The sequence below is a fragment of the Thalassolituus sp. UBA675 genome (genome assembly GCF_002297765.1).
Taxonomy (GTDB): Bacteria; Pseudomonadota; Gammaproteobacteria; order Pseudomonadales; family Oceanobacteraceae; genus Thalassolituus.
Genome location: NZ_DBNJ01000013.1, coordinates 23744 through 47472, shown reverse-complemented (window position 1 = coordinate 47472; position 23729 = coordinate 23744). Strand labels below are relative to the sequence as shown.

Here is a 23729-nt window from a genome sequence, read left to right as displayed (position 1 = left end):
AAATATCAGGATTTACCTTCGCGATAATACGAAGGTGCGTTCTGTGTCCAACGGCGGAACGCTTTACGGAAGTTGGATGGATCACTGTAACCTACCAAGGCTGCGATCTCTTCAATCGGCAGGTTAGAGCTGCGCAGGTATTCAATCGCCATCTCTTTACGCACTTCATCAAGAATACGCTGATACGACGTACCTACATCCTGCAGGCTGCGGCTGAGAGTCCGGGTTGAAGTGGCCAGCTGGCTGGCGACGTCGTCGACCGGTGGGAAGTGCCCGGGGTTGCTCAGCAGTATGCGGCGTACCTTGGCAATGATGCCTTCTTTCGGACCCACACGCGCAAGGATCTCTTCGCACTGGCTTTCAGCCATGGCGGCTGTTGCCTTGTCGGCCATCACCAGTTTGAAGTCCAGCACCGTGTTATCAATGATGAACTCAGTACGAGGTTGATCAAACTTTACCGTGCAGTCGAAGAATTCTCTGTAACGTGCGGCGTACTCAGGCTCTGGGTGGTTGAGGTGTACCTCAATCGGCTGAGCGTCGTAGCGTCCGGTGAGGAAGCGGGCCAGCGTTGAGAAAGACGCGACAAACACATCACAGATCATGCGGTAGATATGATCGAACGGAATGTGACTGGTCAGACGCACAGCCGAGGTATCGCCGAGGTTCATTACTTCAAACGTGAACGCCGGGTCGACCAGAGTGTGGTACTTAATACCCAGTTGCAGTGCACTGCGCAGATCAGCACAGCTGAGAATGGCGTATCCCAGCATACCGAACTGGTTGATGTTAATGGCTGCACCGAGATCAAGGCCGACACTGTCGTCCGGATAGTTACGGATCAGGTTCTCGGCCAGAAATAACAGCTGCTGATAGGTCAGGCGTGCAGATGGGTCATCCAGCACTTCAGCGCTGATGCCTGTATTTTTAAGAAGGTCGTCACGGCTGACGCCTTTATCTTCGCCGACTTTCAGCATGGTGGCCGGAATGTTCACCGGTACCAGTGGGTCCGTCAGACTCCAGGTGCCTCTGATCATGGGATATCCGTCTTATTGTTATGCCTGTCGCACAGGGCGTTACGTTGTTCGATTCGGTGGTTTTTAATCACTGGCCGAATTTTAACGTGTTCGATGACGCCATACCTTACTATAAAGAGGGCATTTAACGCCATACGGCAATGTAACCAAATTTATCACGGCGTGCGGAAGCGGTGGCGGTGCTTGCTCAGAAATCGCCCAAACTCTGACAGCTGGGCGCTGCGCTTGGACGACATCAGGTGCAGGATGACCTTATTCAGGCCTTGTGAGGACTTGTTGCAGAAAAAGAAGGCGTGTTTTCCGTCTTTACCCAATGGCCCGGATGAGATTGCAGAGAAGCCACATTGCCTCAACAGTACAACCAGTGCCTCGGCGCTCTGCGGGTGCATCAGAAACCACCAATACTTGTTTCTTATGCGTTCGAGGGCTTCCTGGCGTATGCCTTCGATGGTGACCGTCGCTGGCACCATGGCATCCCGCTGTCGTGCGCCGGCATAGCGGATAAGTGGCATTAATTGAGGTAAAAGCTCGTGCGAAGTCAGCAGCAGACGTCCGTCCCATTCGCGGTGGGTGGCGGTCAGTGTGCGTGGCAATTCACGCATTTGTTGCTCAAAGGCTTCTTCGCTTTCCGGTTCTTCAAGCTCCTGATCGTTCAATGCGGCGTCGCGTAGCGTCTGTGCCTGAGAGATAGCGTCGCTGGAGGGCAGCTCACTGGCGCCGGTCAGACGGGTAATTGAGAGTGGCCGGTGCACCTGCTTCTGGACGGCCAGATGCTCCAGTTCTTTCCCAAGACCCTGCCAGCCATGAGCTTCATCAACCAGAAGGATACTCGTTTGCGTCAGTGCCGCAGGCAGGTCAAACCAGGTCTTTGCGTCCGTGCTGAGTGGATTGAGCGGCACATAGTCGGGCAGGGGCATGTTCTGGACCGACTGGGTTGCGTACCAGACGGGCGCGAAACGTATCAGCAGTGAGTTGACTGCCGATTCGATGCGGTTGATCAATGTATCCTGCATAGTGCCTCACTCAAGACATGCCACTTATATAAGTAAAGCAGACGACTGAGAGATCTGCAGGAGCTGGTATACTCCGCGCTTTTCGGGAGGCGTTATGGCCAGAGTTTATATTCCTGTGGGTACGGTGAGCGGTACAGCAAAAGTGGTGGCCGAGGCATGCGCTGCCGCCTTGCAGGCAGAAGGGCATCAGGCCCAGGTCGATACTGAAGCGAGTATTGATGCATTAAATAGTGGCGATTGGGATGCCGTTCTGGTGGTGACGGCAACAACGGGGCGGGGAGATATTCCAAGCAATCTGTCGCCATTTTATGTTGCTCTGGAAGAACAGGCTCCAGGTCAGAATGGTCGTCCGTTTGGTGTGATCTGTCTGGGGGACAGCTCTTATGATATGACGTTCTGTCAGGCGGGCGCTTTGATGGAAGCACGTTTCATTGAGTTGCAGGGCAAGGCGCCAGTTCCGCGTGTAACCATCGATGCCACTGAAACTCAGACGCCAGACGACGATGCACTGTTCTGGCTGAAAGAGTGGATGGAAGAAGCACTTTGATCATGGAGTGGCGCAACGCGCGATGCGTCACTCACTCCATGCGTGCTATCAGAAGCGTATAGCGACCGACAGTTGAGTCTGATGATTCAGTTCTTCAGCGCCTTCTGGTGGGCGGCTGTCCCAGCGGGTCTGCCACTGCCAGCTGAGATCGGTGTTGCTGGCTAACGGCAAACGCATTTTAAAGCGAGCCAAAGCCCGAACATCATCGGTATCGTCCACGGATGGCTGCAGATATACGGTGCCGAGAATGTGGCTATAGCCCAGCGGTGTTTCACCATGGGTGTATAGGTTCAGACGCGTAAGCTGAGCTTCTTCATCGCCTGCGCCGTTATCTTCTTTAATCGACTCATGGAAAGCACCGACGCCCTGGCGAATCAGCTGGTCTTCTTTCCAGGTTTTCTGAAAGCGTACGCCGGCACCGGCGAGAAAACGATATTGCAGTTCAGCGAACGGATCACGCTCGTATTGAAGAAAAGTTTCCTGGCCTACTGTCGCACGAAAGTTATGCACGTACCGTAAGTGGGCGAAGGTATTGTCGCTGGTACGTTCGTCATTAACAGACTCATAGGTTCTGGTGTACCAGCCGAAGGCGCGGTGTTCTGCATTTTGCCAACTGGTGTTCAGTCCGAGATTCCATTCCCGTTCTTTGGTGTTTCCTGATTGTGCATCCAGCCCCACAGTGGCACTGCTTTGCCAGCCATCGGCATCCGCGGCGCGGCGTTTTTCTTCAATATTGGTGATGGCAAAAGTCTGGAGGGGAATCAGGGTCAGCACGAGAAGCGGACGAAACATACGTTGCGGGTCTCCGGTAAAAATGGGAGATCCAGTGTACCATTCTTAATGGATTATGAAGCTTTTTGCTGCGGAGTGGCCGAATCGAGGTTGCTGAAAAGGGTGTGCAATTGGTGAATCTGCTTGCGCTGGCTGTAGGTTGCTCCGGGCTCCTGGGTCTGTTGGTATGCCTTATCTATGATGGCTTTTGCATCAACCGCCCCGTTGTCTTCACTGTTGAGCCGGGCAGTGTGCACGATACTCAGTGCCTGAATCCCCTGATTGTCAATCAGACCGTATTCCTGCAGGCGGTTCTGAAACTGCCCGAGTTGCTCAGGTGCCAGAGCATGGATATCAAACTCCATGGCGACAGCGCTCATCATCACGGCGCGGTCAGAGACGGTGTATAACGCAGGAGAGGTGTCGTCAGAGCCAGTTTCTGCGCGTTCGGATACACCGGAAGGCGCCTGGGCCTGCTGACTTTGCAGATCGGAGCTGGTGGGCTGGTTCTGCAGATAGTTAGTGAGCGCATTAAGTAACATGACAATTCTCCTGTTCTGATAGGGGATTGCATGGGCTGTGCCAAGAATATAACTATCTGATAAATATAGGCTTTTACCGATATTGTGGATGAGTCTATGATTAGTTTTTGTCGAACCTTGCCGCTATTGACGGAAATTTAGCGCATGTCTTGCCGCTTCGGTGCTTCATTCGCCTTTGGTATTTCCCCATAATAGCCCTCAGCGAGGGACAATAATGAATAATAATAATGACAGCCGTCCTGCCCAAGACGGGAAGGCCGAGCTTAAATATCGGGGGCGACGAACCAGTCGCGAGAAAAGCGAACAGCGGCGTCGGCAGATTCTTGAAGCAACCATGCGCATCATTGTTCGTGATGGCGTCAGGGGGGTCCGGCACAGAGCAGTAGCCGCTGAAGCGGAAGTTCCACTGGCTGCGACGACCTACTACTTCAAAGACATTCATGAGCTGATTGCGGATGCCTTTACTCTGTATACCGAGTGGGCGCTTGCGTACGTGCAGAAGTTTGCTTCGGAATTCCGTGACACCGCGAGAGATATCCGCGGATACGACATGACGGACCCGCGACAGCAGCTTGAGGCCATTGAGCGCTTAGTGACCAGTCTCAGCGGTTTCTCGAGAGGCAAGCTTGCCGAGGACACGCGAATGTTGATTAGCGAGCAGGCGTTCCGTTATGAGGTATTTGTCGAGGACAGGGTGCGGCGTCTTGCTCTGATGCATCGCAAGGCTCTGACAGAGGCCGTTCGGGAAATCACTATGCTGATGGGATCTCAGATGGTTGAGGAAGATACCGCCATCGTGATGGCCATCCTGCATTCTGTTGAGTACCAGTTGTTGCTTGATGAAGGGGACAGTGATGCACCAGAGAGAATTCTCCGGCGCTATCTGAGTATGCTGCTTCCTATGCTGGTGCAGCCAGAGCTCTGATCTCTCAGAGCTCAGATTCGTTAGGGTACCCGGTATCCCGCACGACCGAGTACCGCCAGGAGCATGTTCATTTCAGCGTTGCTGAATGGCCGTACATGGCAGCAGTGTTCACACATCACAGTGCTGGTGCTCTTGAGAGTCTCCAGACTGACTTCCGTTTCCTTGTCGCAGTGATCACAACCAACAGGAATCAGTACACGTTCCGATAGGATAGTGCTGATATCGTTATTGTTGTCTGCAGTCACTCGCATCGCTTGAGTCATGGTTCGCCCTTTATTGGTTTCGTTTTCTGAACGTACTTTCAGATTAGCAGCTACTCCCTGGCTTCCGGTGTCCGCCATGTCATTTATGGTGAACAAATGTAAACCCCATACCGTCGGCATTTCGCTGCGATTAATAAGAGTGTAGTCGCAATGTAAGAACTCGCCACACAATGTTACACAAAAGTCATGTTTCCGTTGAAAGTCTGGCGGTGATTTTATCGGCCAGCGCCAGAGAACTGGTTAAACCTGGACTCTCTATCCCAAGCAAATGCAGTAATGGCGCGGCTTCCGGTCGATTGTCACCAAATATGACAAAATCCTGGGCTGGTTCGCCCGGGCCGCTGAGTTTTGGGCGAATACCCGCGTAATCGGGATGTAACTGAGAAACGTCAACATTTGGAAAATACGATGAAATAGCGCGGCAGAACTTTGTTTTAAGGGTTGGGGAGACCTCATAAACCCTGCTGTGGCCATTAATGAACTGGGTGTCCGGACCAAATCGCACTTGCCCTCCGAGGTCCAGAGTCGCGTGAATACCAAGCCCAGCCAGGTCTTTCTCTGGTAACGGGTATATAAGGTGACGGAAGGGTGCTGACCCCTGATACGAAAAGTAGTGGCCGCGACAATAATGCAGTGGCGGTAACAGTGATGTATCTGTGCCTGAGCGGGCGGCGACATCGTGGGAGTGAAGTCCGGCCGCATTTATCATTCGCTCTGACGTGACTCTGAATTCACCGTCGCTGGTCTGTAAACTGATATTCCACAGGCCGTTTTCTGCTTTACCCGAAAGATAGCGGGTGCGCTTCATTAACAACGCACCCTGACGTTCTGCTTCCTGTTGGAGACGCAGCATGTAGGTGTGGCTATCGAGGATGCCGGTCTCCGGTGAGAACAGAGCCGCTTCGGCACGGACATGGGGTTCACGCTCGTTAATTTCCTGCCGTGTCAGGCGTTCTGTCGGAATATTGAGCGATTGAGCTTTCTGTTCCAGCCGATTCAGTTCAGGGTGATCAGGGGAAGGAGCGACAATAAGCTTACCGGTTCTACGATAAGGCACGTCGTGTTGCTCGCAGAATGCATAGAGTTGCTTTCGACCGGCAATGCATAGTGATTCTTTGAGCGAACCGGGAGGGTAGTAGAGCCCTGCGTGTATGACTTCGCTATTACGACTACTGGTTTCGCTGCCAAACAGGCCGTGTTGTTCGACTAAGAGTACTGAACGGTCGGCAGACAGCGTGCGTGCGCACGCCAGCCCGATAACCCCGCCGCCAATGATAGTTACGTCAAAGTCGGCGGGCATAGCTCAGAAGAGCAGGTCGGTAGCGCACTCGTGGTGCATTGGGTTTGCACGGCAACGAAGCTTCTTCATCAGCTTCATCATTTGTGTGTCGTACACGCCCTGAGCGGCCAGCTCGTCACGGATACCGGCCAGCATATCGAGGTATTCGAGCTCCTGTTCGTCAGGAAGGTCGATCCAGTAATTCTCCTGAATGCCGCGCTCCGCCGTGAGGATGTGTTCCATCCCCTGGTCAAAGTGCTCGGCGAAAAACTCCCGCGAAGCCTGGCCAAAGCCGTCAGGCAGACGGTCTTTGTAGGTAATTAACTGGAAATTCATCTGTGCGAAAGAGAAGCGGTAGATACCGCCCGCCTGTCCCAGACCTTTGTACATTTCGAACGGCTCATAGGCGACAGCTGGCGCATAGGCGATGTCTACGTCGCCATTGTTAAAGCGCGGAGCGAAGGTGGCGACCGTAGCCGGGACCATGGTAGCGCCGATGTGTTCGACGACCTTTTTAGACGCGAGGTCGTAATCCAGTGTTGCTACTTTGCGGCCAGCCGCTGCTTCAACAGAATCGATGGCGCGGTCGCGAACGAAGACATAAACCGAACCACCCGGAATAATTCCAGACACTTCGTAACGGCCATCCACCATATATTTGGCTGCCTGAGGGCGGGCCAGCATATTGATCAGTTCGCGCAGCTGCTGATAACTGGTCAGACCGCCGACGGCCTCCAGGCTACCAGTGAAAACGTTGAACGGGCGAATACGTGTGCCGGTGATCAGTGAGCCGTCGCAAACACCAGACTGGAAGTCCGCCAGAGCAACGGCTTCGTTGGTGTACGCTTTGAGTTCGGCTTCTACGCCCCATTCAAGAGCTGCTGTGCGGAAGTCCTGCATCCGGGTAAAAATAGGGCCATTCGCTCCCACCGGATCAAAAATACAAAACGTTTTTTGTGGAAGCTCCTTTCCCTCCGCAGCGAAGGCAAAACTGAACAGCGTCAGTGCGACTGCGATCAAGCGCATCTTAGTATCCCCAATGATTTTATTGTTATTCGCTCTGCTTAGTTTCAGGATATTCACCGAAGTAATCAGAGCTGTGTGATTGTTTCGGCCAATGATACGCATATCTGCGGGGCAAAAAAAAGGCCTGATGCCGCAAAGCATGCACGCCTGAGCTGCATTACTGGCGTAGTTTGAGTACCATTGGGCCCAATTTTATTTTTGTCGGGATTGCCGGATGGACACAGCGTTACTTGAGCAGATTGGTATGACCCTGGGGGTGGGGGGACTGATTGCGTTTATGTTCTTTATCATTTTTGATCTTGGTCGGCGTTCGGGTGCAGGTAAATTTGGCACCATGATTCTCCTTCTGGGTCTGGGTGTAGGCATGGCGGGATATCTGATTAAGGTGATTCTGCAATACGTGCTGGAGAACTGATTTAGCGCCTTTTTCTGTATTCTGGCTGGAATTATCCAGCCTGGTCTGAAGTGGCACAGTCCTTGTAACGCTTATGTATCACTACATTTGCAAGGGACACAGTTTCCCCGCAGGAGCCACGAGAATGACCGCATACAGCGCGACTCTGCCGGGCGCAGAAAACGGAATTACTGAAACAGCGACGCACGGAGCGATTTCTGAACGCACTCTAAAAGGTCGGCCAGTCTCTGTGTTGCAGTACCCAGGCTCCAAAACAGTGCAATGTGTAGAAGAACAGGTGTCAGATTTACTTCCTCTGGCATTGCACGCTCTGAGTCGCTATCCGGAATACGAATCCAGCCCTCTCTTTATGCTGCATTGTGATTTCGCAGACAAAAAAGCCAACGACGATGCCCGATTGACCGGTTTTTTGCAGCAGCATGAAGGCGAAAGCCTGGTATGGATGCCTGTTGCCGCGAACGCCAGTCTTTTGATCAGTGCCTTGAAACAGGTGTTACCGTCTAAGTCTGACAGTCGCCTCAGGGATATGACGCTTCTTTATGTGGGCGATGCAGGACTGAGGGAAGTGCTGCAGCAGCTCGCCGAGAAATGCGGAATGAAGTTCTGCTTTCAGGCGTTTTATTGATCTGAGTCCGTCCACCAGCGCCATTACCTTACTTCTTATATAGTGTGAAAACTATTTTCACGGAGTAGACTGGAACTGAGACATGCTTACATTATCAAAGCATGATCACTTCCAGTTAAAGGAGAAGGTTATGGTCAAACAGGTTCTCAACGAGCAACTCGAATCCCTCCATCGTACCCTCAAGGAAAGCCCCGAACTCGACTCTGAAACCCACGCGCTGCTACTTAAAATCGCTGATGACATCGCGAAGCTTGAGGCCAATGAAGTAGGTTCACCTGAGTTGAGCGATGCGGTGCAGGAACAGGTCATCCGCTTTGAACATGAACATCCGGCGATCTCGGCTATACTTCGCCAACTGACCGACACTCTGGGGCGCATTGGCGTCTAAGGAGCATCCCAAATGCGTCATATGCCGACCATTACCGAACTCATGACGGCGTTTCCGGCTCATGTCGAAGAGAGCACGAGCCTGGCAGAAGCCGCCCGCGTGATGGAGGTCCATCATTGTCATCACGTCCCTGTCATGAATCACCATGAAGTCACGGGACTTCTTACGTGGGCTGATATCGAACTCGCACGAAGCCCTGGGCACCCAGCCAGTGATATCAGCGAACTGACGGCCTTAGATATGTGCCGCCGGGAGATTCCCGCCATAGACCTTCATACCCGCCTCGATGTTGTTCTTGATCGGATGGTTCAGGATGACTTTGATGCGGTGTTGATTATGAAAGGTGACCGTCTTGCAGGAATATTCACTCTGGAAGATGCTGCGAAAGGTTTTTCGGCCTGGTTAAAGAAAACCTATTTACCTACCGATGATCCGGGGTGCGCCTGACAGGTGTCCGGCTGAATAAAATCATTTTCTGCATTAAAAAAGGGCGTTAAGCTCTTTTTTTGCATCTGGATGAAGCAGTAATTATCCGGGTGCCACAAACGCTTGACGGAATAGGTGGTTGTCGCGTTTTTTTTCTGATTGTCACATCACTGAAAAAATTCTTTCATCATCAACAGGTTAGGCTGCAGCGTCGGCTATCGCAATGCTGCAGTGCGTGGTTAAAACGGCGTATTTATGCGTCTTTTACCGAATTTAATTCGACCCGATTAAGCTGGTACGGGTTTTGCGACAGCATAAGCATTCAGGAGGAGCAGCCTATGTACAAAATCGCAGATATCCAGGAATACCGTAAAGACAGCGGCATCAAATCATCCCCATCAGCATGGGTGAATGAAGTAGCCAATGTATTGGAAAGTCGCTACCACGATGATGAAGCTATTCAGCAGTTGCTGATGTTAGCGACTCAGGTGACAGGTCTCAGCAATATCTCAATCGCAGTACCGGATTCTCCGAGCCGTTTTAAAGCTCAGTATTGTTCGACAGGCATCAGCAACGGCGTTTACAGCTTTGCAGTTCAACATGCTCTGTGCCGTCAGTTTGAAAGCCGTGAGTGGTTGACGATTGGTGATAACAGTGAGCGCCCAGAGCACTTTGATCCACAGCTTGAATCTCTTTCTGGCTCTATGCGTTGTCTGCTGGTCCCGCTGACTATTCGTCAGTCTGTCATGGCAGTTATGGTGGTTGATCTGCGCGGTCATGATGCGGGCACCCTGGACCTTGCGGAGATCCGCTTTATTGGTGCTCAGATTGCGACCATTCTTGCGACTCAGGTTGTGCCGAATTTCAAAACACTTTATGCGCGTCCTTATCAGCGGGTTCAGGAAAACGAACTGGATGATATTCACGCGGCTATTGATAAGTGCAACGGCAACAAGACGATGGCGGCCAAAGTACTTGGACTGACGCCACGCCAGCTGCGTTACCGCCTTTCAAAACTCAGCGAAGAAGCTGCTGAGGCGTAATTAAACTGTCATTGATTGCCCGGCAAACTAGCTCTTATGAGTAGTTATTGCCGGGTATGACATGAGCATTCGTCACATATGTGTCGTTACAGAAACGTATCTTCCTGAAGTGAATGGTGTTGCTAATTCTCTGCAGCACCTGTTCACTCACCTCAATCCTGATCTTTATCAGGTCACCATTGTGCGACCAGCTCCGAGGGTCGACATGGAGGCACCGGATAATGAAGTCTGGGTAAAAGGTATCAGCATTCCGCAGTATCCAGACCTTCAGTTAGGCCTGCCTTCAAAGACGGCTCTCAGGTCTCACTGGAAAGCCAACCCGCCTGATCTGGTTTATGTTGCAACGGAAGGCTTGCTCGGTGCCTCTGCCGTCGCGATGGCCCGCGAACATAACTTGCCTGTCATCAGCGCGTTTCATACGAATTTTCATCGTTACAGCGGCTATTATGGCCTCGGTGTTATGCGTCGTATGATTATGGCCTGGATGCGCCGCTTCCATAACCGGACGCACGTTACCCTGGTGCCATCACGTTCTATGGTGAATGAGTTGACCAGTGAAGGTATGCAACGCGTTGAGTGGTTGCCTCACGGCGTAGACTGTCGTCGTTTTAATCCTGCACATCGATCTGCGACCTTGAGAGAGGAATGGGGCGTTGAATCTGGTGAGCAGGTGGCGCTTTGTGTCGGGCGCGTCGCAGCGGAAAAAAATCTGATCGTGGCCCTTAAAGCCGTGAGACAAATGCGTCGGGAAGGACGCCAGATACGACCTGTGATTGTCGGTGATGGCCCACTACGTGAAACTCTGTCCGAGGAGTTTTCTGAAGCGGTGTTCACTGGCGTGAAAACCGGTCAGGCGTTGTCTGAGTGCTTCGCGTCTGCTGATCTCTTTTTAATGCCCAGTCAGACGGAGACCTTTGGTCTGGTGACTCTCGAGGCGATGGCCAGTGGGTTACCTGTGGTCGCGTATGACATGGCCGCAGCCAGAGAATTTGTTCGGACAGGTGTCGATGGCTCTCTTGCGTCTGATGAAACGGATGAGGCATTTACTGATGCGCTTCGTGTTGCCTTACGCTTTGACTCTACTCTGATGGGGCTGGATGCCCGGAGTCAGGCCGAACAGCTTTCCTGGGATATGGTTGCGCGGCAGTTTGAGCGCCGCGTTGAAGCTTTATTGGCAAGTCACTGTGAATCCAGCGGAGTGGTACACCCCTTGCAGACTACTTCTTGATAAGTATATCTGTAGGGGGGGAAGAAGTTATGGTGGAATTCAACCGCCGTAGTATTGCGTTACTCCGAAAAATAAAAAAAATCGCTAAAGACGAAGTGGGTTGCGAAATTCACTTTGATTCAAATACTCTCGAAAATGATTTGCGGGTACTGGTGCGAAGCGGCGTCAGTGCTGAGCTTCTCGCGTTGGTCGAAGACTTTTTGCCCAGTCAGGCACCACCGGTTGAGCCACAGATGCAGGAAAGCCGGAAGGTGTATCGTGGCAGTGAAATTCTTATGGACGACTCGTCACGGGTGCGACAGGCGAAACAGAAAATGTATCGTGGGCAACTCGTTGAAGCCTAAATCTGTTCCGTAATAGTGCGAAGGCAGCTTTTGTGTCATAAAACGGTGCAAAGGTTGCCGCATTTCCGTCAATTAAGTACCGGGCTAAGTCGGGTGTTCTGATAAGAATACTGACTTGGGTCAAGCTGTCTGCGAGTCCTCCATTCCTTTATAAGCATATTTGACACAGGTCAACGATGGAGCTGACAGCCTCGCTATATTGAGATTGAAACAACGACTTATGTCTCTTCTCAATGCGAGGTGCTTATTATGTTTATGGACGAAGTTGTATTCTCTGGTCTTGCGATTGTCGGCCTTACCTGTGCTTTCTTTGTCGGCGTATATATTGCGGTGAAGAAAGACATTAAAAAGCACGGCACTGGCGAGTGAGGTCTGGTCTCTCAGCGTTCCAGTTGATGCTGAGAGAGCAGAACCGGCTGAGTGATGCCTTCATCGTTGAGGGCTTCGATTAACGCGGGGACTTCCGATTCAGGAACAGGCCCTATGCGCACCCTGTGAAGGGTGATGTCGTCTTTTTCTTTCGGGTAGATACCGACTGTCCAGTCGCCTGCTCCTACGTTGGCAGTAATCCCGGATAATTTCTTACGCAGACGCTCTGCTGAGTTCGGGTTACTTAGCGCACCCGCCTGAATCCATAGCACGGCTTCAGATAATGGTGCTTTTAATACTTCGATCTTTACTGGTGCCGTGCCGTCGTTATGAATATTCAGTTTTACGGCCGCTGCGTACGACAGATCAATAATCCTGCCTTCGTGAAATGGCCCTCGGTCGTTCACCCGGACGATGACCGACTGGCCGGTATCTTTGCGGGTAACTTTTACATACGACGGCAGTGGGAGCGTTTTGTGTGCTGCGGTCATTTTGTAGACATCGAAGGTTTCGCCGTTTGAGGTGTCGTGACCGTGAAATTTCATTCCGTACCATGAAGCGATGCCTTCCTGCGTGAAGCCCTCCGCATCCTTCATAACGTTATAGTCCTTACCCAGCACGCGATAGCGCGACGGATTGCCCAGACTGCTGCGCGGTTCGGATACCGGTACGGGATCAGCAATTGCCTTGATGTCAGCGATTGGCGCCGGCGTAAAATCGTTCGCGTGCTGATAACGGGACGTTGCGCAGCCATGAAGCAGAACAAGACTGACCAGAACGGCCAGCCCACGCATCATTGCTTGTCCTCACTCAGAGCCTGGCTGAGCTGATACACCGCCATGGCGTACAGCTTACTGTGGTTGTATTGAGTTATAACGTAGAAGTTGTATTCACCGAGCCAGTATTCGTCGCCCTCTTTACCTTCAAGGCGCATCAGGTTGGCTGGCTTATCCCCCTTGATATCTACTGGCAACTCAACACCTGCGGCCGTCAGGTCTGCAACCGTGTGCTGCGGTTTGCGGCTGACATTCACCAGCGGTTCGTGTTTGTCGCCACTGACGGTGACTCTGTGTGTGACAGGCTCGTCAGTTCTCCAGCCGTGTTCTGAGAAATAGTTAGCCACGCTGTGGATAGCATCCACTGGGTTGCCCCATAGATCACGTTTGCCATCACCATCACCGTCGACAGCGTAGTGCAGGTAGCTGGTAGGGATAAATTGGCCGTAGCCCATTGCACCAGCATAAGACCCTTTGATGGTACCCGGGTCGACGCCTTCTTCACGGGCGAGGGCGAACATGGCTTTCAGCTCGCGCCAGAACAGTGGACGCTTCGGGTAATCGAAAGCGAGTGTTGAGAGCGAGTCCAACACTCTGTATCCACCCTGGCGGGTGCCGTAAAAGGTTTCTACGCCAATGATGGCTGCAATAATTTCCGGCGGTACGCCGTATTTCTTTTCAGCTTCGGCGAGAATATCAGCCTGGCTTTCGAGAAAGTTCTTACCTGCACTGATCCGTTTTTCTGTCAGAAAAATATCCTGATACCGCGCCCAGTTCATGGTGCGTTCGGCAGGACGCTGAATGGCTTCGAGCACTGAATCCATCTTTTCAGCCTGTTTCAGCCAGTTGCGTACTTCTTCTGCCGGAATGCCGTATTCCTTTTCCACTTCGGCGACGAACTCGTCGGTACGTTCGTGCTGGTCGTAGGCTGCGCCTGCGAAGGGCGCAGAAGCTGCCAAGGTGATTGCAGCTAACACATGTTTCAACATAGTAATAACCCTGTTATTTCCTTTGCCGATGAGTGTACATCGACATAATCAGGCCAAAGCCCAGAAGCAGACTGACGACAGACGTTCCGCCGTAACTCACCAGTGGTAGGGGTACGCCTACGACCGGAAGAATGCCGCTGACCATGCCTATATTCACGAAGACATAGATAAAAAACGTGACTGACATGCTACCAGACAGCAGTCGACCGAAAAGAGTTTCGCACCGGCTGGAAATGTAAAGGCAGCGCAGAATAATTAAGGCATAGAGCGCCAGTAGCAGGCAGACCCCAATTAATCCATGCTCCTCTGCCAGGACGGCAATGATGAAGTCGGTATGGCTCTCTGGTAGAAATTCGAGCTGGGATTGAGTCCCCTGAAGGTAACCCTTGCCATGAATACCGCCCGAGCCGATCGCCGTTTTCGATTGAATTATATTCCAGCCTGAGCCGAGCGGATCGGACTCGGGGTTCAGGAACGTAAGAACACGTTGCTTCTGATAAGCGTGCATTACGAAGAACCACATAACCGGCGCCATCGCCGCGACTATGCCGATCATGGAAAAAATCAGGAGCCAGGACATCCCGGCAAAAAACAGTACTAACAACCCCGAGGTGCTGATCAGTATCGACGTGCCTAAATCAGGCTGTTTCAGGATCAGGATCGTGGGAATGAAAATAATGACCAGTGCCTGAAGAAGGTCACGAAAGCGCGGCGGTACGGGCCGTTTGGCCATAAACCAGGCGACCGCTAATGGTAGCGCCAGCTTCACCAGCTCAGACGGCTGAAAGCGGGGTAATGGCCCGGGTAAGTCCAGCCAGCGCTGAGCGCCTTTTGCGCCGACCCCCGCAACCAATACGCCGACCAATAGTAAAGTACCTACGGCTAACGCCCAGGGCGCGATAAGTTGGTAGAGGCGCGGTGGAATCTGGGCAGTAATGAATAGCAGTAAGGTGCCGATACCAAAGTGCACAGCCTGACGTTTCACCATGCCGATTTCCTGACCGCTGCCACTGTAAAGGATAGCCAGCCCGGTGGTGGCGAGTGCAATAAGTAGCAGTAGAAGTATCAGGTCGATGTGCAATCGCGCGAAAAAGGCACCGCTGCGGTCGAAGGTATGATGCTGTGACGGCGTGGAGACCGTGCGACTGAAATCTGTACTGGCCATCAGCCCTCTGCGCCTCCCAGGTATTCATTGATGATGGACTGTGCGATCGGTGCGGCGGTGCGCCCGGATGATTCGCCATTTTCAACGATGACGGCAATGGCGATCTGTGGTTTCTCTATCGGAGAGAACGCCATAAACCAGGCATGGTCGCGTAGACGCTCCTGAAGGGCTTCCGAATCGTATTCGGCATCCTGTTCAATACCCACGACCTGTGCGGTTCCGGTTTTGCCAGCAATCGGGAAGTCGAGGTTGGCGCGCAAGGCGCGGGCAGTACCATGACGACCGGTAATCACATGATCCATTGCCGTGAACATGCGATCCCAGTCGGAAGGATCATTGAGTGTAATGTCGGGGATATCGCCGTGTGGAAACTCCGTCGGGACGTTGTCTTCTGCCGCGAGCAGTCTTGGGACTTCCCATTTGCCTTTATTGGCCAGAACAGCGGTCGCTGTTGCGAGCTGTAATGGCGTCACGGCCATAAAGCCCTGACCAATGCCGAGATTGACTGTATCCCCCGGATACCATGGGCCACGACCGGTGGCTCGCTTCCATTCACGGTCTGGCAGAATCCCGGATACTGCCGAGATGACATCAATCGACATATCCCGGCCGAAGCCAAACTGGCCGAGGAATGGCGTGAGATCATCGATGCCTGTTTTGACGGCAACGTCGTAGAAGTAGGTATCGCAGGATTCCACCACGGCCATTTCAAGATCGACGACGCCGTGTCCTTCGCGCTTCCAGTCCCGATAAAAGCGGTCATCATTTTCAAGCTGGAACCAGCCCGGATCGCGCACTTTATAGTTCCAGGTGGTACTGCCAGCTTCCAGAGCGGCAAGACCGACAAAAGGTTTCAGGGTCGAGGCGGGTGGGTAAGTACCACGCGTCGCCCGATCGAAGAGTGGCTTGTCGAGACTGCTGGTCAGCGCTTCGTAATCATCGAAGGAAATCCCTGTAACAAAGGCGTTCGGGTCGTAACCGGGGTTACTGTATAGCGTGAGAATGCCGCCGGTTTCCACTTCGATAGCAACAACGGCACCGCGGCGCCCTTCAAGTAATTCTGCGGCAAGCAACTGGAGCCGGCTGTCGAGATGCAACGTCAGATCGGTGCCCGGTTTCGGGTTTTCCCGCTGCATGGTTCTGAGCAGGCGTCCGCGGGCGTTAGTCTCAATACGCTCATAACCTACGTCACCATGGAGAATATCTTCGTAGCGTCTTTCGATACCGGTTTTACCTATATGGGAGGTCGCGCTGTAGCGGCGCTGGCTTTCTTCATCGTCCTCAATGCGTTCCTGATCCCGCTGGTTAATCCGGCCGACGTAACCCAGCACGTGTGCAAAGGCATCGCCGTGCGGATAGTGTCGAATAAGCTGCGCCTCAACATCAACGCCGGGCAGATAGAAACGGTTAACCATGATGGCGGCAATTTCTTCTTCGCTCAGCCGCTGACGCAGTACCACAGGTTCGTATGGACGGCGCCGGTAACTCGAGCGTTTCTCAAACTGCTCGAGATCCCGCTCAGACACGCCAACCAGCTCATCAAGAAAGGCGAGAGTCTCCTGGAGGTTATCTACTTTCTCGGGCACCAGAGTTAGGCTGTAGGCAGGAATGTTTTCAGCCAGAAGTACACCGTTGCGGTCGTAGATCAGTCCGCGATTAGGTGCGATAGGGCGTATTTTTACCCGGTTGTTTTCAGAGAGGTCCTGATATTTTTCGTGCAGTGTGACCTGCAGGTAGGTCATGCGCCAGGCGAGGGTCAGTAGCGCCGATACGACAAGAACAGCAGCGACGATGGCTCGTGCGCGGAAGAGTCTGCGCTCGTAGGCCTTATCCCTGATCGACTGTTCCCACATACTCCAGCCTTACTTGTGGTACGGGTGACCCTGGAGAATCGTCCAGGCGCGATAAATCTGTTCTGACAATAACACCCTGACCAGCGGGTGGGGCAGTGTCAGGGGGGATAAAGACCAGCGTTGCTTGGCCAGCCTCAGTACGTCGTCCGTCATACCGTCAGGACCGCCGACTAACAGGGCAACATCGCCACCCTGGTTGCGCCAGCCTTCCAGCTCTTTTGCTAAACGCTCGGTCGACCAGGGTTTGCCTTCGACAGCTAATGCGACGACATGCTCGCCCGGTCGGATCGCTTTTTTGAGTGCATCAGCTTCCTGTTGCATGGCTTTGTCGGAGCTGGCGTTTTTTCCGCGGTGGCCGGGAGAAATTTCGACCAGCTCAAGGCTGCAATCACGTGGCAGGCGCTTCGCGTATTCCTGATAACCCTGTTCTACCCACGCAGGCATTTTATTGCCAACGGCCAGCAGCCGTATCTTCATGCGTCCTTCTGTCCTGCCTGCCCAGCGTCGGGTGTTTCTCCCCAGAGACGTTCGAGATCATAGAAGTGGCGGGCTTGTTCAGTCATAACATGCACAACCACATCGATCAGGTCGATGAGTACCCAGTCAGCAGCAGCACGGCCTTCTGTGCCGTTCGGTTTCAGGCCTGCGTGTTTTGCTTTTTCTTCGACATTGCCTGCAACGGCAGTGACGTGGCGGTTAGAGGTACCGTTGGCGATGATCATCCAATCGGTGACGGACGTGCGCCCACGTACGTCCAGCACAGTGATGTTATGTGCTTTCATGTCTTCCAGAGCGTCGATGACGAGCTCTTTGATTTGCTCAGTTTGCATGCAGACCTGTCGGTAAAGTTATCGGTACAGTTGGTGTTCTTTTATGTAGTCCAACACCGGCTGGGGTGTCAGAAAGGCGATATTGTCGCCTTGCTTGAGTGCCTGACGCAAGTCGGATGCAGATATATCCAGCTCTGGCCAGGCCTGATGGCAGACGCCTCCGTGCTGAGTCTCGTGTAACTCACTGAGCTGGCAGCGGTTTTTGTCGAGAATCTGCCCAAGCCAGCCATCAGTGCGAGCCTGGTCTCCGGGGCGCGAAATCACCAGTACATTGGCCCGGGCCAGAATGTCTTCGGGTGTTTTCCAGCGATCAAAGCCATTCCAGGCATCGGTGCCCATAACCCAGGTGAGGTTGGCTTGAGGGTATTGTTCCTTGAGCAGGGCGACCGTGCGAGCTGAATAGCTGGTGTCACCCTGACTCAACTCGATATCACTGGGTGCAATACCGTTCAGTTCTGCGACCGCGAGCTCCAGCATACGCAGGCGTTGTTCTCCTGTTGCCAGAGGCTGATCACGATGAGGGGGGACACAATTAGGAATCAGTAACACCTGATCGAAACCTGCATCACGCAGACGTATTGCGATCCGCAGGTGACCAATATGGACGGGATCAAAGGTCCCGCCCAGTATGGCAATAGAGGCGTTGTTACTTACGGACTTCACCGTTGCCCAGCACTATGTATTTCTGAGAGGTAAGACCATCGAGGCCGACAGGACCACGAGCGTGGATTTTATCGGTGGAGATACCAATTTCTGCACCCAGGCCATACTCGAAACCGTCGGCAAAGCGCGTAGATGCATTCACCATCACAGATGAGCTATCTACTTCAGTCAGGAACTGACGAGCCAGTGTGTAGTTCTCGCTGATGATGCTGTCGGTATGGTGAGAGCCATAGGTGTTGATATGGTCGATGGCTTCGTCCATATCTTTGACAATTTTCACAGCCAGGATGGGGGCCAGGTATTCTTCGTGCCAGTCGTCTTCTGTCGCAGGAACCATATCGGAGACAATTGCACGCGCCTGTTCACAGCCTCGCAGTTCTACACCCAGTTGCTCATAGGCTTCGGCCAGCTCAGGCAGAATGGTCCCGGCAATGTCTGCGTGAACCAGCAGGGTTTCCATGGTGTTGCAGGTGCCGTAACGGTGCGTTTTGGCATTGATCGCGATGTTGATTGCTTTACTGCGATCCGCTTCGCGATCGATATAAACGTGGCAGATACCATCAAGGTGCTTAATCACAGCAACGCGTGCGTCACGGCTGATGCGTTCGATCAGGCCTTTACCACCGCGCGGTACAATGACATCCACGTATTCCGGCATAGTGATCAGTTGACCGACGGCTTCTCGGTCGGTGGTTTCAACGACCTGAACGCAGGCTTCTGGCAGACCGACAGCGTTCAGTGCAGAAGTAATACATTCAGCCAGCGCCTTGTTAGAGGCAATGGCCTCAGAGCCGCCACGCAGAATAGCGGCGTTACCCGACTTCAGGCACAGGCTGGCTGCTTCAATAGTCACGTTCGGACGGCTTTCGTAAATGATACCGATAACGCCCAGTGGAACGCGCATTTTACCAATCTGAATACCGCTCGGACGGTACTTCATGTCGGTGATTTCACCCACGGGATCAGGCAGAGCAGCGACTTGATGCAGGCCTTCGATCATGGTGTCGATGCGCGCGTCAGTCAGCTCAAGGCGGTCCAGCAAGGCTGCATCCAGGCCGTTTTCTGCGCCGCGTGCCATGTCTTCTGCATTTGCGGCACGCAGAGCGTCGCGGCTATTGCTGATTTCGTCAGCAATGGCGAGCAATGCGCGGTTTTTGTCATTGGTGGACGCCCGGGCCATAGCGCGGGATGCAGTCCGGGCCTGCTGGCCAAGGGTCTGCATATAGTCAGCAACGTTCATCTGGAATACCTTAAAACGGAAAGTCTGTAAGTCAGAGTGTGCGATAGTATACACGAACTACTACACTGTTTAGCGGAGGCCGAGAGGTCAGAGTTTGTCAGGAACCCGTTATTCATGGAAAAAGCACGCTTTCACAGTCTGGTAGTGCTGCAGGTTAAGGTTATTTATTGTCTGTTTGCAGCACTGGCGTTGAGCATCATCGCTGTGCTGGATCTGGTCGAAGCACGTACTGTCTTCGCGGCGGTTGCTGCTGGATTTGCTCTTGCTCTGTTGTTGTATGCACTGATTCTTCTGTTGCGAGGTCAGCAGCGATCATCGCCCGTGACCGAATGGTTGATGATTTTTGGGTTGTGTCTGTTTACTTTGTTCGGCATGCAGCGCAGCGAAGATGTGGTGCACTGGGTCTACTTCGTCCCCGGCTATATTTACTTCTTATTTCCCTTTCATGTTGCCAGCTACTTTGCCCTGATTTACAGCACCGCCATGGTGCTTATGGTAATCAGCGAGTTCGACAGTTATCTGCGTCTGCAGATTCTGTTCACCTACGGCGCCTGCTACGCCTTCGCAGTTATGTATGCGCTGATCAATGATCGCCACAATCATGGTCTGAGCGCCATTGTGAATACCGATCCGGTGACGCAGGTGTACAACCAGTACCAATTGGGGCTCGACCTTTCCAAGGAAATGACCCGTGCTGACCGCCAGATTGACCTGCTCAGTCTGGTTGGCATTGCGGTACCGGCCAGCTGGCAGGTATTGAAAACCGAGGAGTACGAAAGCCGCTTGGGCTATCTGAGCAAACGCCTCAAGCGCTGCCTGCGTCGTTTTGATACCTGTTACCGCCTGGATTCTGATGTCTTTGTTGTGTTGCTGCCACACAGTACCGAAAACGTTGTAGACGCGTTGTGTGAGAACCTGATGGATGATCTTGAAGGCAGTGGTCGTTTCGAAGGGCTCGCCGATATCCGGCTGCACCGCGATGTGTACAGCCCGGAAGATGATGTTGATGTACTGATAGAACGGATAGAGAGAAAGCTCAATGATCAGCTTTAATACGCCGCCGCAGGAACAACTGCTGCCCCGATTGCAGGTTATCGTTTATTCGCTGGTGGCTTTTGCATTGCTGTTGCTGATCTACGATCAGTACCGCCAAGGGTTGTATTCATTGGTACTGGCGAATGCGATTTCGATTCCGGCGTTTTTATTCAGTGCGGCGTACATCTATATCAATCGTGATCGCGATTCTTTTCTGTGGGTGAACTATCCCTTAGTGGCGGCGCTTGCTGGGTTAGCTCTGCTGCAATTACCAAGGTATCCCGATCTTATGATCCACTACCTGTTCGCGATGCCGATGTTTACGTACTTCTGCTTACCCATGCAGCATGCCACTGTGGTGAATGTTCTCGTTGCCAGCGCGATGGGGGTGATTCTCTGGGGTAAGGTGGATGTCCAGACCGCCGTGCGTTACACCACTAATTTTTCTCTGCTGGTGCTCTCGACCTGGTGTTTTTCCTATCTGACGCTGTTGAAGGGTGCGTCTCTGCAGCGGCTGGCGCTGACCGATCAGGTGTCAGGCGCCTATAACCGGGAGCACTTTTATCATCTTCTTGAGCGGGAGTTGGCGCGGGGCGAAGCGACGCGGCAGAGCGTCAGCATGATCGGCATTGTGCTTGATGATTATCGCCAGTTAATAGACTTGCACGGTAATCGTTCTGTGGTTCAGTTTATGCCGCAGTTCGTCAAAAAAATCCGTCAGTTGATTCGTGGCGAAGACGATATATTCAGGCTCGAAGATGATCTGATTATGTTGGTACTGCCGAATTGCGGTGAAGAGGGCGCGATTGTTCTGATGGAGCGGATTAAGAGGAAGGTGCAGGAGCAATCGTGGAAGCCGTTTGCTGAGGTATCCATCAGCATCGCCGCGGTAACGCGCAATGCTGATGAAGACAGCGAATCCATTGAAAAACGCTTACTTAAGCGGCTCAATAAACAGCAGAAAACCAGTCTTCAGTTGGCGGCTTTCAGCGACTGATTCCCGCTTTAATGATGCGCACCAGCGTCTGAATTTTTACTTCCGGCAAGTGACTCAGCTTGCCGTAAAAGCTTGCCGGGTCATGAACCTCTACCTGATCAAAGCCGTCTTCCTGAAAGCCTTCTTTAATGGCGGTATCGGAAGGGTAGTGCAACGGCCATTGCCCACGAGTAAAAAGACCGACGAGCTTCTGCGCAAATTTTACGTAGCGGTATGACGGATGCTCTGCAAAGTCAGGGTACAAATCTGTTACGTACCACCCCTTAGGGAAAGCTTTTAATCCGCTCGCCATGCGCGACCAGACCTCACGAATTTTGTCCAGTTCAAAGTAGTTCACCAGTCCTTCGGTGATGATCAGCGTTGGCTGGGTGGGGTCGAGCTCACTCAAGAGCGCACCAATCGACGCCGGGCCGTCTGCGTTGAGTATGTTGCACTCGCGAACTTCATGCCCTTCGACCAGTCCTACTTCTTCGAGAAGCGCTTTTTTACGAGCTGCCATACCGGGAAGGTCGCCCTCAATGTAGCGCAATTGCGGGTAGGCTTGTTTCAGGCGATAGCCACGGGGAGAAAGGCCACAGGCCAGTTCGACCACCTGAGTCACACCCTCATTTTCAATCAGTTCTTTAACCTGATGGTCAATAACTGAATGGCGCTGTAGCAGGAAGATATCAATGTCGGCGCCGGCGAGTGTTCGTAGCAAAGCGTTGACGGGAGCCAGGGTCGCGTTAGCAAACTGTCCGGCGCGGGTGACAAACCCTTTTGCCGAGAGGCCATGTTTGTACCAGATGTAACCGGTGTAATGGGCACTTACGCTGATTCGCGAGGTGTCTGTAGACGCTGACTTCATTGTAATATCCGGGGAGTGTCGTGAGCCGGAGCCCATCGCACGCCATTCCTTATTGTTTGTATTGGTGAAACGAAGGTTAACTGCATACCTACGTGGGGCGCAATGGATTTACCAGTCAATAATCCTGCAAAATCGACGAATGCCTGCGCTATAGCCGTACGCAGGCCGGAAACTACGGGCTGGAGGGCCTTTGGACGAAATAAATTTTTCTGACTGGGGTACTGGCCTGCTGCTGTTCGCCGTCTTCAGTATTTCTCTTGCGGAATCACTGGCCGTGATAGGACTGCTGGTGCCAGGAGTCGGTCTTCTGCTGGCACTTACTCTGGCGGCGGCTGCGGGTGATATTCCGCTCTGGTTGTGGGTCGCCTGTGGCACTGTTGGGGCTTTTCTTGGCGATGGCATTAGCTTTCTTCTGGGTCAGCGCGCCGGTCCTGCAGTTCACCGCTGGCGGTTCTTTCAGCGTCACCCGCACTGGCTGACACGCGGTGAAGCTTTCTTTCAGCGCTGGGGAATCTGGAGTATTATGACAGGCCGCTTTATCGGGCCCATTCGTCCAGTGGTACCGCTGGTGGCGGGTGCGATGCGTATGTCATCGCGTCAGTTCTGGTTTGCCAATGCTGTCTCGTCACCCGCCTGGGGCATGGCGTATCTGGCAACCATGTACTGGCTGGGTGAGGCATTCCGCGATACGTTTGACCTACCCGTTATTGCGGCATTGCTCGCTTTGGCCACCCTGATTGCACTGGTGGTCAGTGTGCTGGTTAATCAACGTCATCGCTGATCAATGACTGGCAGAGTCGTCGGAATGGCGGCTGCGCTCATACGCGAGGTCTTTCTTAAGGGAACCCATCTGGTATTCGAGGTCGGCGTTCTTCTGGCGTAGTTCGCGGTTCTCCTGCTCATGGGCTTTGTAACGCTCAGCCATACCTTCCAGTTCCTGTTTTGCTTCATTGACGGCGCTTTTCCAGCGCTTACCCAGAACGGATGCAGTCAGCGCGGCCCCTAATACGAAGCTGGCAATAATGGCTGCAATTAACATCATCTTATGGTCCTCAGGGGGTCTTGATTGAGACTCAATGATAACGAAAACCTGATA

Annotated in this window: 30 protein-coding genes; 13 read left to right on the top strand and 17 right to left on the bottom strand. The window is 52.9% G+C overall.

From position 1 onward, the window contains the following. Positions 1-5: 5 nt before the first annotated feature. Positions 6-1034: an AraC family transcriptional regulator gene (locus B3007_RS06785; protein ID WP_301378207.1), complete on the bottom strand. Its 1029-nt coding sequence runs from the start codon at positions 1032-1034 to the stop codon at positions 6-8. A 155-nt stretch (positions 1035-1189) separates the two neighbouring features. After that, positions 1190-2047 (bottom strand): hypothetical protein, encoded by an 858-nt coding sequence (locus tag B3007_RS06780; RefSeq protein ID WP_068439401.1) that lies wholly within the window; start codon positions 2045-2047, stop codon positions 1190-1192. A 94-nt stretch (positions 2048-2141) separates the two neighbouring features. Here B3007_RS06780 and B3007_RS06775 point away from each other — a divergent pair, with 94 nt between their 5' ends. Continuing rightward, positions 2142-2594 carry a flavodoxin domain-containing protein gene (locus B3007_RS06775; protein ID WP_301378208.1) on the top strand — a complete coding sequence of 151 codons (453 nt, stop codon included), beginning with the start codon at positions 2142-2144 and terminating at the stop codon, positions 2592-2594. Positions 2595-2642: 48 nt separating this feature from the next. Here the strand turns inward: B3007_RS06775 and B3007_RS06770 are convergent, their stop codons facing one another. Beyond that, a complete protein-coding gene (locus B3007_RS06770) occupies positions 2643-3386 on the bottom strand; it encodes a DUF481 domain-containing protein (RefSeq protein ID WP_301378209.1) in 744 nt (247 codons plus the stop codon). A 53-nt stretch (positions 3387-3439) separates the two neighbouring features. Next, complete coding sequence (locus B3007_RS06765) at positions 3440-3907, bottom strand: hypothetical protein (RefSeq protein ID WP_301378210.1); 468 nt, start codon at positions 3905-3907, stop codon at positions 3440-3442. Positions 3908-4121: 214 nt separating this feature from the next. Here B3007_RS06765 and B3007_RS06760 point away from each other — a divergent pair, with 214 nt between their 5' ends. Further along, positions 4122-4832, top strand: a complete 711-nt coding sequence (locus B3007_RS06760) for a TetR/AcrR family transcriptional regulator (RefSeq protein ID WP_301378211.1) — start codon at positions 4122-4124, stop codon at positions 4830-4832. A 20-nt stretch (positions 4833-4852) separates the two neighbouring features. On the opposite strand, the gene B3007_RS06755 is transcribed toward B3007_RS06760, so the two are convergent. The 3 genes from B3007_RS06755 to B3007_RS06745 all read right to left on the bottom strand — a co-directional run bounded on the left by B3007_RS06755 (position 4853) and on the right by B3007_RS06745 (position 7400). Then, complete coding sequence (locus B3007_RS06755; RefSeq protein ID WP_139325699.1) at positions 4853-5191, bottom strand: hypothetical protein; 339 nt, start codon at positions 5189-5191, stop codon at positions 4853-4855. An 88-nt stretch (positions 5192-5279) separates the two neighbouring features. Next, positions 5280-6395 carry an NAD(P)/FAD-dependent oxidoreductase gene (locus B3007_RS06750; RefSeq protein ID WP_301378212.1) on the bottom strand — a complete coding sequence of 372 codons (1116 nt, stop codon included), beginning with the start codon at positions 6393-6395 and terminating at the stop codon, positions 5280-5282. A gap of 3 nt (positions 6396-6398) precedes the next feature. Beyond that, positions 6399-7400, bottom strand: coding sequence for a putative solute-binding protein (locus B3007_RS06745; protein ID WP_301378213.1), 1002 nt, complete (start codon positions 7398-7400; stop codon positions 6399-6401). A gap of 214 nt (positions 7401-7614) precedes the next feature. On the opposite strand from B3007_RS06745, the gene B3007_RS06740 reads away from it, so the two are divergent. From B3007_RS06740 to ccoM, 8 genes are all read left to right on the top strand, one after another. Beyond that, a complete protein-coding gene (locus B3007_RS06740) occupies positions 7615-7815 on the top strand; it encodes a DUF2788 domain-containing protein (protein ID WP_068436625.1) in 201 nt (66 codons plus the stop codon). A gap of 124 nt (positions 7816-7939) precedes the next feature. Next, on the top strand, positions 7940-8440 hold the full coding sequence (locus B3007_RS06735) for a hypothetical protein (protein ID WP_301378214.1): 501 nt from the start codon (positions 7940-7942) through the stop codon (positions 8438-8440). Between the two features lie 130 nt (positions 8441-8570). After that, positions 8571-8828: a DUF4404 family protein gene (locus tag B3007_RS06730; protein WP_297533132.1), complete on the top strand. Its 258-nt coding sequence runs from the start codon at positions 8571-8573 to the stop codon at positions 8826-8828. A 12-nt stretch (positions 8829-8840) separates the two neighbouring features. Then, positions 8841-9275 carry a CBS domain-containing protein gene (locus B3007_RS06725; protein ID WP_068439412.1) on the top strand — a complete coding sequence of 145 codons (435 nt, stop codon included), beginning with the start codon at positions 8841-8843 and terminating at the stop codon, positions 9273-9275. Positions 9276-9592: 317 nt separating this feature from the next. Then, on the top strand, positions 9593-10297 hold the full coding sequence (locus tag B3007_RS06720) for a helix-turn-helix domain-containing protein (RefSeq protein WP_068436726.1): 705 nt from the start codon (positions 9593-9595) through the stop codon (positions 10295-10297). 61 nt (positions 10298-10358) lie between these two features. Further along, positions 10359-11525, top strand: coding sequence for a glycosyltransferase family 4 protein (locus B3007_RS06715; protein WP_301378215.1), 1167 nt, complete (start codon positions 10359-10361; stop codon positions 11523-11525). A gap of 29 nt (positions 11526-11554) precedes the next feature. Beyond that, entirely contained in the window at positions 11555-11869 is a 315-nt protein-coding gene (locus B3007_RS06710; protein WP_301378216.1) for a hypothetical protein, read from the top strand. Positions 11870-12118: 249 nt separating this feature from the next. Further along, a complete protein-coding gene (gene ccoM, locus B3007_RS06705; RefSeq protein ID WP_281251162.1) occupies positions 12119-12238 on the top strand; it encodes a cytochrome c oxidase subunit CcoM in 120 nt (39 codons plus the stop codon). Between the two features lie 11 nt (positions 12239-12249). Here ccoM and B3007_RS06700 read toward each other — a convergent pair whose 3' ends face one another. From B3007_RS06700 to B3007_RS06665, 8 genes are read right to left on the bottom strand one after another with little or no spacing between them, the layout of a single operon-like run. Further along, positions 12250-13035 (bottom strand): septal ring lytic transglycosylase RlpA family protein, encoded by a 786-nt coding sequence (locus tag B3007_RS06700; RefSeq protein WP_301378217.1) that lies wholly within the window; start codon positions 13033-13035, stop codon positions 12250-12252. Further along, positions 13032-14003, bottom strand: coding sequence for a lytic murein transglycosylase B (gene mltB, locus B3007_RS06695; protein ID WP_297533129.1), 972 nt, complete (start codon positions 14001-14003; stop codon positions 13032-13034). The genes B3007_RS06700 and mltB overlap by 4 nt, the downstream gene beginning before the upstream one ends. A 13-nt stretch (positions 14004-14016) precedes the next feature. Beyond that, entirely contained in the window at positions 14017-15168 is a 1152-nt protein-coding gene (gene rodA / locus B3007_RS06690; RefSeq protein WP_068444406.1) for a rod shape-determining protein RodA, read from the bottom strand. After that, positions 15168-17021, bottom strand: coding sequence for a penicillin-binding protein 2 (gene mrdA / locus B3007_RS06685; protein ID WP_301378218.1), 1854 nt, complete (start codon positions 17019-17021; stop codon positions 15168-15170). Before mrdA ends, rodA begins: the two co-directional genes overlap by 1 nt. A gap of 9 nt (positions 17022-17030) precedes the next feature. Further along, complete coding sequence (gene rlmH / locus B3007_RS06680) at positions 17031-17498, bottom strand: 23S rRNA (pseudouridine(1915)-N(3))-methyltransferase RlmH (RefSeq protein ID WP_301378219.1); 468 nt, start codon at positions 17496-17498, stop codon at positions 17031-17033. After that, a complete protein-coding gene (gene rsfS / locus B3007_RS06675; protein ID WP_068444159.1) occupies positions 17495-17851 on the bottom strand; it encodes a ribosome silencing factor in 357 nt (118 codons plus the stop codon). Before rsfS ends, rlmH begins: the two co-directional genes overlap by 4 nt. 18 nt (positions 17852-17869) lie before the next feature. Then, positions 17870-18514: a nicotinate (nicotinamide) nucleotide adenylyltransferase gene (nadD, locus tag B3007_RS06670; protein WP_297533126.1), complete on the bottom strand. Its 645-nt coding sequence runs from the start codon at positions 18512-18514 to the stop codon at positions 17870-17872. Next, positions 18498-19754: a glutamate-5-semialdehyde dehydrogenase gene (locus tag B3007_RS06665; RefSeq protein WP_076513169.1), complete on the bottom strand. Its 1257-nt coding sequence runs from the start codon at positions 19752-19754 to the stop codon at positions 18498-18500. Before B3007_RS06665 ends, nadD begins: the two co-directional genes overlap by 17 nt. Before the next feature lie 114 nt (positions 19755-19868). Between B3007_RS06665 and B3007_RS06660 the strand changes: the two genes are divergently transcribed. Further along, positions 19869-20807 (top strand): GGDEF domain-containing protein, encoded by a 939-nt coding sequence (locus B3007_RS06660; RefSeq protein WP_068444416.1) that lies wholly within the window; start codon positions 19869-19871, stop codon positions 20805-20807. Next, complete coding sequence (locus B3007_RS06655; protein ID WP_068439149.1) at positions 20794-21786, top strand: diguanylate cyclase domain-containing protein; 993 nt, start codon at positions 20794-20796, stop codon at positions 21784-21786. The genes B3007_RS06660 and B3007_RS06655 overlap by 14 nt, the downstream gene beginning before the upstream one ends. On the opposite strand, the gene B3007_RS06650 is transcribed toward B3007_RS06655, so the two are convergent. Beyond that, positions 21776-22633: a class I SAM-dependent methyltransferase gene (locus tag B3007_RS06650; protein WP_301378220.1), complete on the bottom strand. Its 858-nt coding sequence runs from the start codon at positions 22631-22633 to the stop codon at positions 21776-21778. The two genes, B3007_RS06655 and B3007_RS06650, sit on opposite strands and share 11 nt — an antisense overlap. A 190-nt stretch (positions 22634-22823) precedes the next feature. Here B3007_RS06650 and B3007_RS06645 point away from each other — a divergent pair, with 190 nt between their 5' ends. Then, positions 22824-23414 (top strand): DedA family protein, encoded by a 591-nt coding sequence (locus B3007_RS06645; protein ID WP_301378221.1) that lies wholly within the window; start codon positions 22824-22826, stop codon positions 23412-23414. On the opposite strand, the gene B3007_RS06640 is transcribed toward B3007_RS06645, so the two are convergent. Beyond that, positions 23415-23675, bottom strand: a complete 261-nt coding sequence (locus tag B3007_RS06640; RefSeq protein ID WP_068443880.1) for a DUF1761 domain-containing protein — start codon at positions 23673-23675, stop codon at positions 23415-23417. Between the last annotated feature and the right edge of the window lie 54 nt (positions 23676-23729).